This window comes from Sporichthyaceae bacterium, from assembly GCA_036269075.1.
GTDB lineage: Bacteria > Actinomycetota > Actinomycetes > Sporichthyales > Sporichthyaceae > DASQPJ01.
The window spans coordinates 25,532-42,417 of record DATASX010000033.1; the positions used below are offsets into that span (position 1 = coordinate 25,532).

Sequence of the window (16,886 nt, forward strand, 5' to 3'; positions counted from 1 at the left end):
TGTACCCAGGTCCGCTTCGAGCTGCACGAGCCGGATTCCCCTGCGCTGCGGGAGATTCTGGGTACGGTCGCCGCCCGCGACGTGCTCTGGGCGGCGAGTCGGTCGGAGGTCGCGCACCGGCTGCCGGCCCTGGCCGCGCTGTGCCCGTCCGATGCGACGGTCGTGCTGGTGCCGCTGACGGTCGACGAGCGCCGGACCTTCGTCGGCGTGCTGGGCCTGCACTTCCCCGACCCGCGGCCCCCCGCGGCCGGCGACCAGGAGTTCCTGACCGCCGCCGGGGACCTGCTCGGACAGGGCCTGCAACGGGTCCGGCTGAGCATCGCCCAGGAGATCGCCAAGGCCCGCTCGGCGGCGGCCGCGAGCCGGGCGCAGGACCTCGCCGCCTTGGCGGCGGCGCTCGGCGCCACGGTTACCGTGGACGACGTCACGGCGGCGCTGTCCGCCCACGTGCAGCGGGCCGTGGCCTGTCAGACGTTCTCGCTGCGCGAGGTGGGCCGCGGGCTCAACGTCGCACGGGCGATCCGGGTCGCCGGGACGCCGATCGGCTACCGGGAACGGTTCACCGATGTGCGACTGGACCTGCCCAGCGCGATGGCCGAGGTCGCGGCCACCGGGAACGCGGTCTTCCTGACCTCGGCCGAGGACAACCGGCGCCGGTTCGGGCCCGAGGCGGCCGAGCAGTACGACAGTGCGCGCATCGAGGCGTTGGCCCGCCTGCCGTTGTTCGTCGAGGCCGAACTGATCGCGATCCTGTCGGTCGGCCACTGGGCACCGCGCGAGTTCAGCGGCGGGGAACGGCTGTTCCTCACCACCGTCGCCGACCTGGCTGCCCAGGCACTCGGCCGGGCCCTGCGGACTCGACGGTTGCACCAGGCGGCCCGGCGGCACCGATTGTCCTCCGCGGCGCAGGCCGCGATCAACCGGCGCCTGGACCCCACCGAGGAACTGCAGGGGTTGGCCCGGGCCGTGGTGCCGGAACTGGCGGACTTCTCCAGCGTGCACGTGCTGCACCGGCCGGTGGCAGCGGGCAGCGTCCCGGAACTTCCGGTGATCACCGACCGGGTCGCCTCGGTGATCACCGAGGGGGTCGAGCCACTTCCGCTGCAGAACGGGATCGCCTGGTGGGGCGAGGATCCGATCACCGAGACCATCCGGTCCGGGCGGCTGCTCACCCACCCGCTGCCGACGCCGACGGTGCCGGAGTGGGCCGACCGGACCGGATCGGCGGGCACGTTCAAGACCGGGCTGAACCACCTGGTGCTGGCGCCGGTGCTCGTCGACGGCCTGGTCGTCGCGGTCGCGTCGTTCGGCATGTGCGACCGGCGCCCGGCCTGGGACGAGGCGGACCTACGGATCATCGAGGAGATAGCCGGGTACGCGGCGGTCGCTTTCGGCCACGGCCTGAGGTACCAGCGCACCCGGCGCACCGCGCTGGTCCTGCAGCGCAGCCTGCTGTCCGCCCCGCCGGAGGTCCCCGGGCTCCAACTGTGCGGCCGCTACCAACCGGCGGGCAGCGACGAGGTCGGCGGGGACTGGTACGACGCGTTCGAGACCGCCCCGGGCCGACTTGCGGTGGCGGTCGGCGACGTGGTCGGCCACGACATCACCGCCGCGGCGGCCATGGGCCAACTGCGCGCGGTGCTGCGGGCACTGGCGATGGACGAGGACCTCGACCCGTGCACCGTGCTGGACCGACTGGCCGACGCGAACCGGTGCCTGCACATCGCAGCCATGGCGACTGTGCTGTTCGCCCGACTGCACCGCGGCAGTACCGGTTGGACGATGCGTTGGGCTTCGGCCGGGCATCCGCAACCCCTGCTCGTCGAGCCGGACGGCTCCGGGCGCCGGCTGGGGCAACCCACCGGGGTCGCGCTGGTCGCCTCACTGCCGCCCTTCGACCACCGCAGCACACAGGTCGACCTGGACCGTCCCGACTCCACGCTGCTGCTCTACACCGACGGCCTGGTCGAGCGCCGCGGGATCGACCTGAACCGCAGCATCACGCAACTGTGCAGCCGGGCCGGACAACTCGCCGACCGACCGCTGCCGGAACTGTGCGACACCCTGCTGGCCGACAGCCCCGGCAGCGACGACACGGCCCTGCTCGCGGTCAGAGTAGCTTCCACCACGCAGTTCTGAGGCCGCGTCAGATCAGCCACCGAATCCGAACCAAGGGTTGTCCGACCCGTTGTCGAAGTCGTCCCAGTGGCGGGACCGGCGCGACTTTTCCGTCTCCTGCGGCACATTCGGCTCCGCGCTCACCGTCGGCGCGGCGATCGGCTGCGTCGCGGCCACGCGGGCGGCCGCGTCGGACGCACGTCGCGTCGGGTCGGTCGGCAGATCCAGGGCGCCGACCATGGCGTCGGTCCAGATCCGGCCCGGCACCGCCCCACCGGTGGCCACCGCGAGGACCTGGTCCCCCACGGTGATGTTGCGCATCGGTCGGGACCCGTCCGGGTGGCCGGCCCAGACCGCGGCGGCCAGGTGGTCGGTGTAGCCGGCGAACCAGACGGCGGTCTCGTCGTCGGTCGTGCCGGTCTTGCCTGCGGCCGCGGTCGCGCCCAGGGTCTCGGCGCTGCCGGTGCGGGCCGGGTCCGGCCCGTCGATGACCCCGCGCAGCACATCGGTCACGGTTGCGGCGGTCTGCGCGGACAGCACGCTCGCGCAACCCGGCGGGCTGTACAGCGACTTCCCGCCCGGTCCGTCGATCGACTCGATCCCGTGCGAGGGACAGTGCGTCCCGCCCGCAGCGAGCGTCGCGTAGGCCTCGGCCATCCGCAGCGGCGAGACCTCGTCAACGCCGAGCGTGAACGCCGGCACCCGGCTCAACGGCGCACCGTCGGCCCGGCGCAGCCCCATCCGCTCCGCCAACGCGGGAGCCGCGCAAACCCCGGTGCGTTGCTCCAACTGCGCGAAGTAGGTGTTCACCGACCGCGCGGCGGCCTCCCGCATGTCGATCGGCCCGTAGCCCGCCGAATTGTGGTTGCCGACCGACCAGGACGGGAATGCCGTGCCGCGGTCACATCTATGGAACCCGTCGACATCGACGCGGGCCGGGGCATCGATCACCGTTCCCGGGTCGATGCCGTTCTCGACCGCAGCGGCCATCACGAACGTCTTGAAGGTCGAACCTGCTTGGAACCCGTGGCTGCCGCCCTGCGCCGCGTCCAGCGCCCAGTTGACGGTCGTCTGCCCGGAGGCCGTGCCGTAGTCGCGGGACTGCGCGAGCGCCCGGACCGCGCCGGTGCCTGGTTCGGTCAGGACGATCGCGGCTCCGTAATCCGCGGCCGGGCCGACGGTTGCCTGCACGGCCTTCTCGGCGGCGCCCTGGATCGTCGGGTCCAGCGTGGTGCGCACGGTCAGGCCACCGTCGAGCAACTTCTCGACGCGGGCGGCCGGTGTGGCTCCGAGCGTGGGCAGCGTTCGGATCTCGGCCAGGACGTAGTCGCAGAAGAACGGATGTGCGGCCGCCTGACAACCGACCCGGGGCGCGCTCGGGTTCAGGTTCAGCGGCTGGGCCGCGTACTGGGCCGCGGTGGCTGGGTCCAGCCGACCGGCCCGCGCCATTCGGCCGAGCACCACGTTGCGCCGGTCCCGAGCGGCGTCGGGAGCGGCGATCGGGTCGTACCCCCGGGGGCTCCGCAGCACGCCGGCCAGCAGCGCTGCCTGAGGCACCGTCAGATCTCTTGCGGCGACCGAGAAATATCGCCGCGCCGCGGCCTCGATGCCGTAGGCGCTGTTACCGAAGTACACGATGTTCAGGTATCGGTCGAGGATCTCGTCCTTGCTCATCTCCTTCTCGACGGCGAACGCCCGGCCGAGCTCGCGAATCTTGCGGGACAGCGTGGTCTCGGTCGCCGCGCGGCGGCCGTCGTCGTCCGCGGCCGACAGCAACGCGGCCTGCTTGACGTACTGCTGGGTGAGCGTGGAGGCGCCCTGCCGGATATCGCCGGCCGCCAGGTTCGTCGCCACCGCGCGCAGCATGCCGACCGGGTCGAACGCGCCGTGGGAGTAGAAGTGAGCGTCCTCGGTGGCGATCACCGCGTCGCGCGCGGCCGGCGAGACCGCCTCGAGCGGGACCGGAATGCGGTCCTGCCGGTAGAACTCGGCCAGCACCGAGCCGTCACGCGCCAGCACGACCGAGCGCGCGGATGGCTCTACCTGCAGCGCGTCCTGCGCTGTCCAGCCGGCCAGCGCGGTCCGACCGACCGAGGTAAGCGAGTGCAGCCCGATCGCGACCGGGACGACCAGCACGACGGCCGCGGCCGCGAGCAGGCGCCGATACTGGTCCTGCGGATCGGTGCTCACCGCACGGGGTTGGCGACGGCCGCGGCCACCGGGGCCGCGTCGACCCAGGCCCGGGCCGGGTCGGGCGCCGCAGCCGGCGCCGGGTCGGGCGCGGCGGGCATCGCCCGGGCCCGTTGTCCGGTGTCCCCGCCTGCCAGCGCGCCGAGCAGAGCCAGCGCGATCAGCGACCCGAAGAGCAGCGTGGTCGAGGTGCCGGAGGCCGCGGCGGACACCACTCGTCGGACCAGGCCGTCGCCGGACATCGCGACGGTGACCATGCCGAGCGGCACCGGCAATGTCCAGACCCAGACGAGGAATCCCTGGCGCCGCCCGTCGCGCGAGCTCAGCCGCGCGGCCACGTACCCGCCGCAGAAGAACGCTCCGAAGAGCGTCGACGAGAGCACCGTCGCACGGAGGACATCGACGGTCGGGGTGCCGGACATCACCGTCCGGCCAACCGCCGGGAGATCGTCGTGCTGCTCGCGCGCCACCAGGTAGGTGACCGCCAGGGCAGCCACGAACAGGACCACGGTCATTCCTGCCGCGGTCATCGCGCCGAGGAATCCAGCCGTCAGCCCCCAACCAGGGGTGCTCGGGGGCGGAACAGCGGGGCCAGGCTTCCCAGTCTGCACGGGCGCCTCCTAGCGGCGACACGCGATGTCCGGACAGCCCGGCGAGTGACGTCTACCTCCCGATCGGAATGTGAAACAACTGCCCGGCAACGCGACCTGGCGCAGGAACGGCGGCGTCGTGGCTGATCAGAAGGACGCGAGCCGATCGGTGCCGCACGGCCGGCGTGCTCCCGCCTGATACCTGCCAGGCGCGAACCTTCCCCACGTTAGGGTCTGCGGCGAGATGTTCCGTCGATCTGGAGGCACCAGGATGAGCAACGACGTCGGCCTGCGCGGGATCAGCCTGGTCTGCCTGCCCACCCAGGAGCAGGACAAGGCGATCGCGTTCTACGAGTCGCTGGGGTTCGAGAAGCGCACGGACATGGCGTTCGGCAACGGCTACCGCTGGGTCGAGGTCTACCTGCCGGTCGGGCAGACCGGGGTCGCACTGGCGCCGCCGCCCGGCGACGCCGCGATCGTCGGCGTCCAGTCCGGTATCACGATCACCACCCAGGACATCGACGCGACCCACGTGGCCATGCAGAAGCTCGGGGTGGACGTGGACGAGCACGTGGCCCGGATGGGCGAGCCGGTCCCGCCGATGTTCTGGTTCCGCGACCCGAGCGGCCACACCCTCATGGTGGTCGAGCAGAGCTGATCCGGCCCAAGGGCCGGTGGGCAGAGACGTCAGGTGCGTTCGTAACAACCGTGGAGCCGGCCGCGGGCGAGCACCTCGCCCGCGGCACGCAGGACGTCGCGTGGTCGGGCGGTGTCGACGGCGCGCCCGCGCACCCCGTCCGGGACGGCGCGGGCCAGCGCGAACACCTGGAACACGTACCGGTGCGGGCCGTGCCCCTTGATCGGCGCCGGGCCCAGGTAGCCACGGCTGATGCTCGAGCGCAGGATCCGCACCCCGTCCGAGGCCCCGGTCGCGGCCAGCGCACCGCGGTCGAGCTGGGTTACCGCGGGATGCAGCAGCGCCAGGCAGTGCACGACCGGCACCCGGAGCGGCACGTCGACGTCCTCGACGACCAGCAGCAGTTGCACCGTGCCGGCCGGCGGGGCCGGCCAGGTCAGTGCGGGCGACAGCTCGCTGCCGCCGACCCGTCGGGCGGCGCAGACCAACGGGATTGCGCCGCTGGGCTCGAAGTCCGGGCTGTGCACGTCGAACGTGTCGGCCGTGCCCAGGTTCGGCAGGTTCCAGGCCGAGCCCCCTTCGCCGGCGCGCCGATTCCGCAACAGTTTGCCCAGCACAGCCATGTCTCCCCCCGCGTCGCGTCGGTGTGGCGCCGTCAGCGGGTCAGGAGCCGCCGGGGTCGGAGTAGATGCGGACGCCGGTGACCGGGCCGCCCCTCACGTTCGGGTCGGTTGCTCCCGGGACGCTCTGGGCGTAGAGGCCGTGGGCCTCGCAGGGCCGGGCCCGGGTGCCGTGGAACAGGAAGATGGTCATCCGCCAGGGGGCGGCCGAGGTCAGGTTCGCCACCGACTTCACCGGTTCGCGCATCGGGCTGCACTGGCCCGCCCAGTTGCCGTCGTCCACAAATCGGGTCATCGCCCCGGCGAACCCCGGCAACGCCCAGGTGCACAGCGAACCCGTGGAGCAGCGCGCCATGCCGGTCGCCGGCGGCGGCGCTGCGGCGTCCGCGGCGGTCGGCACCACGGCACCGGCGCTCAGCCCGATCACCGCGGTCGACGCCCCGACCCACGACACCCGCACCCGACCCCACCTCCGACCACATCCATCGTGCGCCGGCCACCCGGGCCGCACAACGATCCCGGACGTGTCACGGCGCGGTGCGCGGGCGCAGCTTCGCGACGAGGTCCAGTCCGACCGTGTGCAGAACCCGCTCGACCAGCGATCCGGCGCCGACGATGATCTCGAGGTCGTCGGAGGCGAGAGCGAACAGCGCCTCGATTCCCCGGCTGTCGATGAACCGCACACCGGACAGGTCGATGCGGCGGGGCCCGGGCCCCACGGTGAGTTCGCACAGTGTCCGGACAAGGTCCGGGGCGGTCTCGGCGTCGACCTCGCCCTGGACCACCAGGACGCCGTCCACGAACTCCGCCGTGCAACGGTCGGTGGAGGCAACCGGATCCCGCGGGGCGTCCGCGTTCACGGTTGGACCGGCGCGTGCTGCGCCTGGACGACCTTCCGTGCGCCCATGTCGGCTCCCTTCCGCACGCCTGACTACCCGTCAGGAAGCAGTCAATGCGCTCGGGGCCGGAAGATCCGGGCGACCCGCCGGGGCGCCGCCGGCTGATCGACTCAGCCGGCCGGCGTCGACGGAATGGATTCGACCCGTCAGGAAACGCCCGCGCAGCGGCACTTCCGCGCCGGGCGAATCACCACGAACCGGAGCATTCCCGGGCGCACTTGCGCATTGTCGACGTCTCGCCGGACTAATTCATGACAGGTGCTCCGGGCGGGTGACAATTTTCGGATTCGCTCCTTTTCCGCACCGCTCCCCGACTAGAACTGCACCCGACGGGCGCTGTTCGAAGATGGTGGGGGAAAAGTGTCGATCCGCCTTTCCCGCGGCACGGTGGGGTCGCTTGCGCTGGGCACGGCGTTGCTGGTCGGGCCGGTTGCCGCGGCAACGGCGGCCGGCAGCTCCTACGCCCCGCCGCCGAGCAATTCCAACCCGACGCAGCCGGTCGGCCCGACGGCGGGTGCGGCAACCGAGCAGGGCCAATCCGCCCCGAATTCGCCCGAGCAGAACCCACCCGTGAACCCCGACCAGCCGCCCCAGTACCAGGCACCCCCGGGCCAGGCACCCCCGAACGCGAGCGCCCCGAACGGGAGCCCCCCGAACACCGGCACCCCGGCCGCCCCGCCGGCCGACCCGTTGGCCGGCCTGCCGCTGCCCGACCTGGCGATGGCCCAGACCCGGGACCTGAAGGTGATCAACCGACCCGACGGCAACACCGAACTGCGGTTCACCAGCACTGTGGTCAACATCGGCCACGGCCTGTTGGTGGTCGCCGCGCACCGCGACGCGGTCGGCAAGGCCTGGACCGTCGCCCAGGAGATCCTCAGCCCGGCCGGCTCGGTCCTGCGCGCCATCGGGTTGCCGCTGCAGCCGATGTGGGGCGGCGACGGGCACAACCACTGGCACGTCCCCGGGGTGGCCAAGTACCAGTTGCTGCGCCTGTCCGACAACCAGCTGATCGGCGCCAACCACAAGATCGGCTTCTGCTTCTTCGACAACAGCTTCCACCGCGCGCTACCGGAGACCCCGGACAAGCCGGAGTTCCCGAACGACCAAGGCTGCGCGCACGGCGACCGCCGGGCCACGCATTTCCGGATGGGACTGTCGGTCGGCTGGGGCGACGTCTATCGCTGGAAGATCCCCGGGCAGTCCATCGACATCAGCAACGTGCCGGCCGGTCGCTACCGGCTGCTGGGCATGGCCAACGGCGACGGCTTGCTGCTCGAGTCCGACCGCGGCGACAACCTGACCTGGATCGACTTCGAGCTTGTCCGGCACGGCAACCACGCCTCCGTCCGCATCCTCGACCGCGGGTCCGACGAGCGCCCCGCCCAGCCCGAGGACCACGGCTCGGTCGTGTGGAACGACGGCCCCGACGAGAACTCGGACGACAGCGCCGCCCCGCAGTGCGACGCGGTCGACCCGACTGGCGTCGACTGCAGCAGACGGGGCTGACCGGCTCGAAGAGGCATAGCTGCCCTCACTTGCGGGGAGTCTGACAGTCGTCGGTTGGACGACTCAGGCTGCGGAGGTGCTGATGGTCGACGCCACCGCAGGACGGGCCGTCCCGATCCGGGCCGAGCGGGGACTACGGCGCGAGGTGGGGCTCACCGGCCTCACGCTCGTCTCCGTGGGCTCGGTGATCGGCTCGGGCTGGTTGTTCGGCGCGCAGAATGCCGCCGCCCTGGCCGGGCCGGCGGTGCTGCTGAGCTGGGTGCTCGGGGCCGGGGTCTGCCTGGTGCTCGCACTGACCTACGCCGAACTCGGCGCCGCATACCCGTTGTCCGGTGGCACCGCCCGCTACACCTACCTGACCTACGGCCTGCTCGGCGGCTTCTTCGCCGGCTGGGTCTCCTGGCTCCAGGCCGTGACGCTGGCGCCGGTCGAGACCGTCGCCTCGTTGAACTACCTGAGCGCGAACTGGTGGCCGAACCTCGTCCACGACGAGGCCGGTCAGCACGTGCTGACCGGAAAGGGAACGGCGGTCGCGGTCGCGTTCGTGATCACGTTCACGCTGATCAATCTGGTCGGCGTCCGACTGCTGGCCGAGGGCAACAACCTGATCGTGCTGTGGAAGATCGCGATCCCGGTGCTGACGATCATCGTGGTCACAACCAAGGCCTTCCACACCGCGAACTTCCACCTGCACGGCGTGCACGGTGGCGGCGGGTTCGCACCGTTCGGTCTCAAGGGCGTCCTGCTGGCGCTGTCCGGCGGCGTGCTGTTCTCCTACCAGGGGTTCGAGCAGGCCGTGCAGCTCGGCGGCGAAGCCCGGCGCCCGGCCCGCGACCTGCCGCGCGCGGTGATCGTGGCGATCGTCGGCGGCTCTCTGCTGTATCTGGCGCTGCAGATCTGCTTCATCGGGGCCACCGACCCGGGCAAGATCGCCTCGGCGGGCTGGGCCGGTCTGGCCTCGAACAACCTCGGGCCGTTCTACGACCTGGCGACCGTGCTGGGGCTGACGTGGCTGGCGACGGTCCTCCAACTCGACGCGATCGTCTCCCCCGGCGGCACCGCGCTGGTCTACATCTCGACGACCTCCCGGCTGACCTACGCGCTCGGCCGGACCGGGGGCCCGGAGTCGCTGTCCCGGGTGAACTCACGCCGGGTGCCCTGGGTCGGCGTCATGCTGGCCGCCGTCGTGGGCTGCCTGATGCTGCTGCCGTTCGGCTCCTGGGCGAAGCTGGTCAACTACACGACCTCGGCGACGTTCTTCATGTACGCCCTGGCGCCGGTCGCCGTGCTGACGTTGCGCCGCAAGCTGCCCGAGACCGCGCGCAGCTACCGCGTCCCGGCCGCGGAGGTGTGGACGCCGCTCGCCTTCGTGCTCGCCTCGCTGATCGTCTACTGGAGCGGCTTCGACACCGACTGGCGAGTCGGGATCGCGATGCTGCTCGGCGCCGCACTGTTGATGATCGGCCGACTCCGGCAGCCGCCCGGGACCCGGGAGCCCTTGCACGCCGGGGCGGTCGCCTGGCTGCCGGTCTGGGTGATCGGGATCATCGGGTTGGCCGCGCTGGGACCGGACTACGTCCAGGGGCACGGCGTTCTGCCGTTCTACCTGGACATGGTGGTGGTCGCCGTCTTCAGCCTGGCGATCTTCGGGTGGGCGGTGCGTTCGGCACTGCCGACCGCGCAGGTGGCCGAGAACTACCGGCGCATGCAGACCGAGGCCGCGGTGGAGGAGGCCACGCTCGTCGAGACCTGACACAGCTGTCCCGATGTCCCCGAACGAGTGAATCCGCCACTGCCCCGGTGTGGCGTGGCCGGCCCGTGCCACGGCGACCGATGAACTGACCCGCGTCGGGGTGGGGGCTTCCACGGGGGTGGGAATCGTGGTGATGGCGGCTGGACTGCTGACCGGTCTGTTGACGACGGTCGGTCTGATGGCGCCGACGGCACAGCCGGTGCCGGCGGAGAAGTTCGAACCCGTGCGGCATCCGACGCACGAGGCGGAGCACCGGCTCTGCCACGGGTACAACAGCTGCCGATCGGACGGCTACACGGACGCCGGCTACCGGCGCCACCGCGGCCGTTCGTTCTGGAAGATGTACGCCGGGGCCAACTGCACGAACTTCGTGGCGTACAAGCTGGTCCGGGCCGGGATGCCGAATCACCGGCCGCGTGAGCACGGCCACCGGCCCGGCAACCTGAACGCCTATCGCTGGGGCGTCGTGTATCGCTCGATCACCGACCACCGGCCGACTGCGGGTTCCGTCGCCTGGTGGGCGCATCGCGGCCGGGACGGGCACGTGGCCTGGGTGGAGAACATCAACCGCGACGGCAGCCTGACCATCAGCGAGGACAGTTGGAGCGGCAACGGCTTCGACTGGCGGCGGCTCTACCACGGAGCGGGCTGGCCGACCGGTTTCATCCACTTCCGGCACCGCCCGGTCCTGCCCGGGCACGATCACCACGTCCCGGTCCGGCCGGCGCCGCAGCAAACCCGGACGCTGGACCTGCAGGCCGGCTCGATCACGTTGGTCTCCGGACCGGCCGTGGCGGACCCGGCGGAGCCGCCGGTGGCGCACCCGGTCAGCGCCCCGGAGCCACATCTGAAACCACGCTGAGCATCGAAGTTCCGATCGGCCCGTCGACAACCGTCGGCGGGCCGATTAGCGGTTGGTGAACTCTCACACCCTTTCGGCCGAACTTCCCGAAGTGGACATCAGGAGCCGGCATCGTGCGCCGATAAGCCCTGTCGGCTCCGGAGGAACCTTGAGCCCGTCCCACCGCCGTCGCGACCCGAAGTCGATGTCCCGCCGCGCCCTGATGCGCGCGCTGGCCGCCAACGGTGGGATCCTGCTGGCCGGGACCATCGCGATCGAGACGGCCTCAGTGGCCGCTCCGACCGCGGTTCGCGCGGCCTCGGTCCCACCGGCCCAGCTCCGCAAGCGGGCCGTACCGCTGACACCCGAGCTGTGGCGCCGGCCCTCGGGTCTCGGCGCGCCGCCCGTGCACGGCCTGCACCTGACCTTCGGCGACGATCCCGCGACCGAGGTCGTCGTGTCCTGGACGACCCCGGAACCGGTCCGGCGCCCGCAGGTGCAGTTCGGTACCGCGGAGGACGGCTTCGGCGACGCCGTCGAGGCCGAGTCCACCCGCTACGTCGACGGCCACTCCGACCGCCCCGTGGCGGTGCACTCGGCGCGTATCCGCGGCCTGGACCCGGACTCGATCTACGTCTACGCCGCGCTGCACGACGGCGCGGTGCCCGAACTCGGGACGATCCGCACCGCGCCGGACGGCCGGGCGCCGTTCACGTTCACCAGCTTCGGCGACATGGGCGCGCCGTTCCTGACATCTCACACCGGAAGCGGCTGGGGCAACGACGGGCTGGGCACCGAGAACTCCTTCGACCTCGTCGACGGCATCGAGCGCGTCGCGCCGTTGTTCAACCTGATCAACGGCGACCTGTCCTACGCCGGGCTGGCCAACGACCGCCTGCGCACGTGGTCCGGCTTCCTGGCCAACATCAGCCGCTCGGCACGGCACCGGCCGTGGATGCCGTCGGCCGGCAACCACGAGAACGAGGCCGGCAACGGCCCGATCGGGTACTCGGCATTCCAGACCTACTTCCCGGTGCCCAACTCCGGCGCCACCGGCGAACTGCGTGGGCTCTGGTACGCCTACACCGTCGGCAACGTGCGGTTCGTGCACCTGCAGAACGACGACGTGTGCCTGCAGGACGGCGGGAACACCTACGTCCGCGGGTACAGCGGCGGCGCCCAGCAGACCTGGTTGGAGCACGAACTGTCGCGCACCCGGGCCGACGACTCGATCGACTGGATCGTGGTGTGCATGCACCAGGTCGCGATCAGCACCGCGGACCACTTCAACGGGGCCGACCTCGGCGTTCGGCAGTCCTGGCTGCCGCTGTTCGACCACTACGGGGTCGACCTGGTGCTGTGCGGGCACGAGCACCACTACGAGCGCTCGCACCCCATCCGCGGTGCCGAGTCGAACCTCACCGCGACCCCGATCCCCCAAGGCCACGACAGTCGACTGGTGGATACGACCAAGGGCACCGTGCACATGGTGCTCGGCGGAGGCGGCAACTCGGCCGCCTCGAACGCGCTGCTGACCCCCGATCGGCGATGCCGGGTCATCACCGAGGTGGCCGCGTCCCGGGGCTCCACCGGGAAGCGCGAGGCCACCTACGTCTGGGAGAACGCCGACTGGTCGTCGATGCGCGACGCGGCCCACCCCTACGGCTTCGCCGCGTTCACCGTCGACGGGTCGGCGCGCCCTGGCACGACTACGATCGACGTCACCTACTACGGCCTGCTCGGCGCCGGCGGCCAGCTGGCCGCGGTCGACTCGTTCGTGCTGACGAAACCGGCCCGGTAACCACGCGGGTGACGGACTGGCGCAAAATCTGATCCGTAGTCAGAATCGCGCTGAACCGTCCCGGGTCCAAACACCTACCAGGGTCGTGGCGGGCCAGGTGGTCGCTGTGGTTGAGTGATCGACGAAACCCGCACCAGCGACGTTGGAGGGGCTGTGACCGTCGGATCGCGTTCGGTGTCGTTGGGGGATGCCGCCGCACGGACTCTGGCGAATGCCACCAAGTCCGTCCCCCAGATGTCGACGATCACCCCCAGGTGGTTGACCCACGTGATGTCCTGGGTGCCGGTCGAGGCAGGCATCTACCGGCTGAACCAGGTCCTGCGGCCCGAGGACGTCGAGGTCAGCTGCTCGAACTTCGACGAGTCGCCGCTCCCCCAGACCTACGTCGAGTACTCCACCGACCCGCGCGAGTACCGCCTGCGGGCCGTGCAGACCATCGTCGACGTCCACACCCGGATCTCCGACCTTTACTCCAGCCCGCACGACCAGATCGCCCAGCAGTTGCGCCTGACCGTCGAGACGGTCAAGGAGCACCAGGAGGGCGAACTGATCAACAGCGCCGACTACGGACTGCTGGCCAGCGCGGCCCCGGAGCAGCGGATCCCGACCCTGGGTGGCCCGCCCACCCCGGACGACTTGGACAACCTGATCCGCAAGGTCTGGAAGCACCCAGCGTTCTTCCTCACCCACCCCGACGCCGTGGCCGCGTTCGGCCGCGAGTGCACGCGTCGGGGGGTCCCGCCGGCGACGGTCAGCATGTTCGGCTCGCAGTTCATCACCTGGCGCGGGCTGCCGATCATCCCGTCCAACAAGGTCCCGTTGGAGAACGGGAAGACCAAGATGCTGCTGATGCGCACCAGTGAGGCGCGGCAGGGCGTGATCGGCCTGTTCCAGCCCGGCCTGGCCGGCGAGCAGGGCCCCGGCCTGTCCGTGCGGTTCATGGGCATAGACCGCAGCGCGATCGCCTCGTACCTGGTCTCGCTGTACTGCTCGCTGGCCGTCCTGACACCGGACGCGCTAGCGGTGCTGGACGACGTCGAGGTGGACAAGTTCCATGACTACGCCCCCACCTACCGCTGAGCCCTTCGCGGTTCCGTCCGACCTGCCGGACGAGGCCACGATCAATCGCTGGGCCGCGGCGTTCTGGTCGGCGATGCCCGGTGAACCAACCGATCTGACGGCCAATCAGGTCACGCCGGTCGGCTCGGTCGTGTCGCCCGGCACGCCGGGGCTGCCGACCAGCACCCCGGCCGGACCCCCGCCGACCAGCGCCCCCCAGTCCTACGCGACCACCGCCGGCGGCGTCGGCCTGCCACTTGTCCCCGGCACCGAGGCACTGGGGCTCGCGCCGGCGTTCCCCACCGGTGCGCCGATGCCCTCGGTCGAGCCGTCGTTCTACTTCCTCGACGGGCACGGCGCCGGCGCCACCCCGGCGTCCCCGGCCACCTCGGGGTTCGGGGCGGTACGCGCCCCGGCGGTCGCAGGCATCCCGGCGGTCCTCGACAGCCCGTCCGGCCTGCCCGGTTCGGTCGAGTTCCCCTCCGGCTTCTACTTCCTCGACGAGGCGTTGCCCGGCGGGCACATCCCCGACCTGCCACTGGACCCGCACCCGGCCTTCGACGTGCACGGCGTGCGCCGCGACTTCCCGATCCTGTCCGAGGTCGTCAACGGCAAGCCGTTGATCTGGTTGGACAACGCTGCCACCACGCAGAAGCCGCAGTCGGTCATCGACCGGCTGGCGTACTTCTACGCCCACGAGAACTCGAACATCCACCGGGCCGCGCACACACTGGCCGCCCGCGCCACCGACGCCTACGAGTCGGCCCGCGACACGGTCGCCGACTTCCTCGGCGCCGCCTCCTCCGAGGAGATCGTGTTCGTCCGAGGGTCGACCGAGGCGATCAACCTGGTCGCCAAGGCGTGGGGCGGGCGCCACGTGAAGTCCGGCGACGAGATCGTGATCTCCCATCTGGAGCACCACGCGAACATCGTCCCCTGGCAGATGCTCGCCCAGCGCACCGGCGCGGTCATCAAGGTGATCCCGGTCGACGACTCGGGGCAGATCCTGCTCGACGCCTACAGCGACCTGCTCTCCGACCGCACGAAGATGGTCGCCGTCACCCAGGTGTCCAACGCGCTCGGGACCATCACCCCGGTCGAGCGGATCGTCGAGCTCGCGCACCGGGCGGGTGCCCGGGTCCTGATCGACGGCGCGCAGTCGGTCCCGCACACGCCGGTGGACATGGCGGAGATCGGCGCGGACTTCTTCGTGTTCTCCGGCCACAAGGTCTTCGGGCCGACGGGCATCGGGGTGGTCTACGGACGCGCCGACGTACTCGAGGAGACGCCGCCGTGGCAGGGCGGCGGCAACATGATCACCGACGTCACCCTGGAGCGGGCGCAGTACGACGACCCGCCCGGTCGCTTCGAGGCCGGCACGGGAAACATCGCCGACGCCGTCGGGCTGGCCACCGCGCTGGACTACGTCTCCCGGATCGGCATGCCGAACATCGCGGCCTACGAACACGCCCTGCTGGAGTACGCGACGCCCCGGCTGGCCGAGGTTCCCGGGCTGCGGCTGATCGGCACCGCGGCGCAGAAGGCCAGCGTGCTGTCGTTCGTGCTGGCCGGCCACGAGCCGCACGAGGTCGGGCAGGCACTGAACGCCGAAGGTATCGCGGTCCGGGCCGGCCACCACTGCGCCCAGCCGATCCTGCGGCGCTTCGGCCTCGAGGCCACGGTCCGGCCCTCGCTGGCGTTCTACAACACCTGCGAGGAGATCGACACGCTCGTCGCCGCGTTGCACCGGCTGACTGGTCGAGCGCGACGGGGCTGAGTCGCCAGGCTACTGACGCGTCGTCAGACCAGGGTCCCGGCGGATTTCCTCAGCTGTCGTCCGGCGCCGACAGCCCGACGTGCTCCCGCCCGTGCGAGATCCACCGGAACGGATCGACCCGGCGCCAGGCGGAGAAGTCCCGCGGCCGACGGGTCGTCGGCTCGGGTTCGGTCCGCACCGCCTGCTCGACGATCGGTGTGCTCACGTAGGGAACCTCCGGGTTTGAAGTGCTGGAAAGACGTGGCCGCCCGCGCACCGGCGGCAGCACCTGGATGGGACCGGATTCCGGGACAGTGAAGAAATCCAGGCGCCGAAAGGATCGAGTTGCCCTGGTCCAGCGCCGGCAACCGGCGCCACGCCACGACGAAGCTCAGGTCGCCGTGCTTCGAGCGGAACTGACAGTGCGTCAGTTGCCTGACGGTAGAGCAACTTGTCGGTATACCGCCCGGTACGGCGAGCCTGACTCGGACCTACCCTGGAGGGGTTCGGGTTGTGTCGCGGTCCGAGCCAGGCGCCTATGGTCGAGCAAGCAGCGCCGAACCTCGCGCTCTCCCCGCCGCGACCGGACCCGAAATACCGTCCGGTACAGGGTTCAACGTCCGAACTCGCCGAAACGTTCCACAACCGGCCCGAAACGTTCCACAACCGGCGGAGCATCGCCCCAACCCCTCGCCCGCTATTTCCTCCGACGGCAGAAATCGGAACCCGCATCGAGGCCGACACCCCCGCCCAGACGCTGCGTTGCCGGCGCACCGAGCATGCTTGATCACCACTGACGCCCTCAGGAGGCAACGCGTGAACAGTCGGACAACCGCCGAGGAGCACACCGGCGGGTGCTGGTGCTGCGGGCGACCCACGCCGCAGGACCGCCTGCTCACCCTCGGCGCGCGGCCCGAGGCCGCAGTCTGTCTGGACTGCGCGGCCCACCTGCACCGCCGCGCCCGGGAGGCCGAGGGGGGTTCCGCGTTGACCCGACTGCCCGCCGCGGCCGCCGGACAGGTCCGCGACGCGGTGCTGGCCGCGCGACTGCACCGCCTCCCCGCGCTCGGCCCGGCGCTGCGGTGGATCAACCGCCGGTCACGTTTCTGAAGC

General features: G+C 71.3%; 15 protein-coding genes. 9 read left to right on the forward strand and 6 right to left on the reverse strand.

Annotated features, from left to right (window positions below; genetic code table 11):
• Positions 1–81 precede the first annotated feature (81 nt).
• On the forward strand, positions 82–2,139 hold the full coding sequence (locus VHU88_06555) for a SpoIIE family protein phosphatase (protein HEX3611330.1): 2,058 nt from the start codon (positions 82–84) through the stop codon (positions 2,137–2,139).
• Between the two features lie 12 nt (positions 2,140–2,151).
• Here VHU88_06555 and VHU88_06560 read toward each other — a convergent pair whose 3' ends face one another.
• Positions 2,152–4,308, reverse strand: coding sequence for a transglycosylase domain-containing protein (locus tag VHU88_06560; GenBank protein HEX3611331.1), 2,157 nt, complete (start codon positions 4,306–4,308; stop codon positions 2,152–2,154).
• The gene (locus VHU88_06565; GenBank protein ID HEX3611332.1) at positions 4,305–4,838 is read right to left on the reverse strand and encodes a hypothetical protein; all 534 of its coding nucleotides are present in this window, start codon (positions 4,836–4,838) and stop codon (positions 4,305–4,307) included. Before VHU88_06565 ends, VHU88_06560 begins: the two co-directional genes overlap by 4 nt.
• A gap of 331 nt (positions 4,839–5,169) precedes the next feature.
• Here VHU88_06565 and VHU88_06570 point away from each other — a divergent pair, with 331 nt between their 5' ends.
• Positions 5,170–5,556, forward strand: coding sequence for a VOC family protein (locus tag VHU88_06570; GenBank protein ID HEX3611333.1), 387 nt, complete (start codon positions 5,170–5,172; stop codon positions 5,554–5,556).
• Between the two features lie 29 nt (positions 5,557–5,585).
• On the opposite strand, the gene VHU88_06575 is transcribed toward VHU88_06570, so the two are convergent.
• The 3 genes from VHU88_06575 to VHU88_06585 form a co-directional block, all read right to left on the reverse strand.
• The gene (locus tag VHU88_06575; GenBank protein ID HEX3611334.1) at positions 5,586–6,158 is read right to left on the reverse strand and encodes a YbhB/YbcL family Raf kinase inhibitor-like protein; all 573 of its coding nucleotides are present in this window, start codon (positions 6,156–6,158) and stop codon (positions 5,586–5,588) included.
• A gap of 40 nt (positions 6,159–6,198) precedes the next feature.
• A complete protein-coding gene (locus VHU88_06580) occupies positions 6,199–6,615 on the reverse strand; it encodes a peptidase inhibitor family I36 protein (GenBank protein ID HEX3611335.1) in 417 nt (138 codons plus the stop codon).
• Between the two features lie 67 nt (positions 6,616–6,682).
• Positions 6,683–7,015: an STAS domain-containing protein gene (locus VHU88_06585; GenBank protein HEX3611336.1), complete on the reverse strand. Its 333-nt coding sequence runs from the start codon at positions 7,013–7,015 to the stop codon at positions 6,683–6,685.
• Positions 7,016–7,414: 399 nt separating this feature from the next.
• Between VHU88_06585 and VHU88_06590 the strand changes: the two genes are divergently transcribed.
• The 6 genes from VHU88_06590 to VHU88_06615 all read left to right on the forward strand — a co-directional run bounded on the left by VHU88_06590 (position 7,415) and on the right by VHU88_06615 (position 15,794).
• Positions 7,415–8,563 (forward strand): lysyl oxidase family protein, encoded by a 1,149-nt coding sequence (locus tag VHU88_06590; protein ID HEX3611337.1) that lies wholly within the window; start codon positions 7,415–7,417, stop codon positions 8,561–8,563.
• Positions 8,564–8,645: 82 nt separating this feature from the next.
• Positions 8,646–10,316: an APC family permease gene (locus VHU88_06595; GenBank protein ID HEX3611338.1), complete on the forward strand. Its 1,671-nt coding sequence runs from the start codon at positions 8,646–8,648 to the stop codon at positions 10,314–10,316.
• A 100-nt stretch (positions 10,317–10,416) separates the two neighbouring features.
• Positions 10,417–11,178, forward strand: a complete 762-nt coding sequence (locus VHU88_06600) for a CHAP domain-containing protein (protein HEX3611339.1) — start codon at positions 10,417–10,419, stop codon at positions 11,176–11,178.
• Positions 11,179–11,326: 148 nt separating this feature from the next.
• Positions 11,327–12,958 (forward strand): metallophosphoesterase family protein, encoded by a 1,632-nt coding sequence (locus VHU88_06605; GenBank protein ID HEX3611340.1) that lies wholly within the window; start codon positions 11,327–11,329, stop codon positions 12,956–12,958.
• Positions 12,959–13,111: 153 nt separating this feature from the next.
• Entirely contained in the window at positions 13,112–14,038 is a 927-nt protein-coding gene (locus VHU88_06610; protein ID HEX3611341.1) for a family 2A encapsulin nanocompartment shell protein, read from the forward strand.
• Complete coding sequence (locus VHU88_06615) at positions 14,013–15,794, forward strand: family 2A encapsulin nanocompartment cargo protein cysteine desulfurase (GenBank protein ID HEX3611342.1); 1,782 nt, start codon at positions 14,013–14,015, stop codon at positions 15,792–15,794. Before VHU88_06610 ends, VHU88_06615 begins: the two co-directional genes overlap by 26 nt.
• A gap of 49 nt (positions 15,795–15,843) precedes the next feature.
• On the opposite strand, the gene VHU88_06620 is transcribed toward VHU88_06615, so the two are convergent.
• Positions 15,844–15,999, reverse strand: coding sequence for a hypothetical protein (locus VHU88_06620; GenBank protein ID HEX3611343.1), 156 nt, complete (start codon positions 15,997–15,999; stop codon positions 15,844–15,846).
• Positions 16,000–16,589: 590 nt separating this feature from the next.
• Here VHU88_06620 and VHU88_06625 point away from each other — a divergent pair.
• Positions 16,590–16,883: a hypothetical protein gene (locus tag VHU88_06625; protein HEX3611344.1), complete on the forward strand. Its 294-nt coding sequence runs from the start codon at positions 16,590–16,592 to the stop codon at positions 16,881–16,883.
• Positions 16,884–16,886 lie beyond the last annotated feature (3 nt).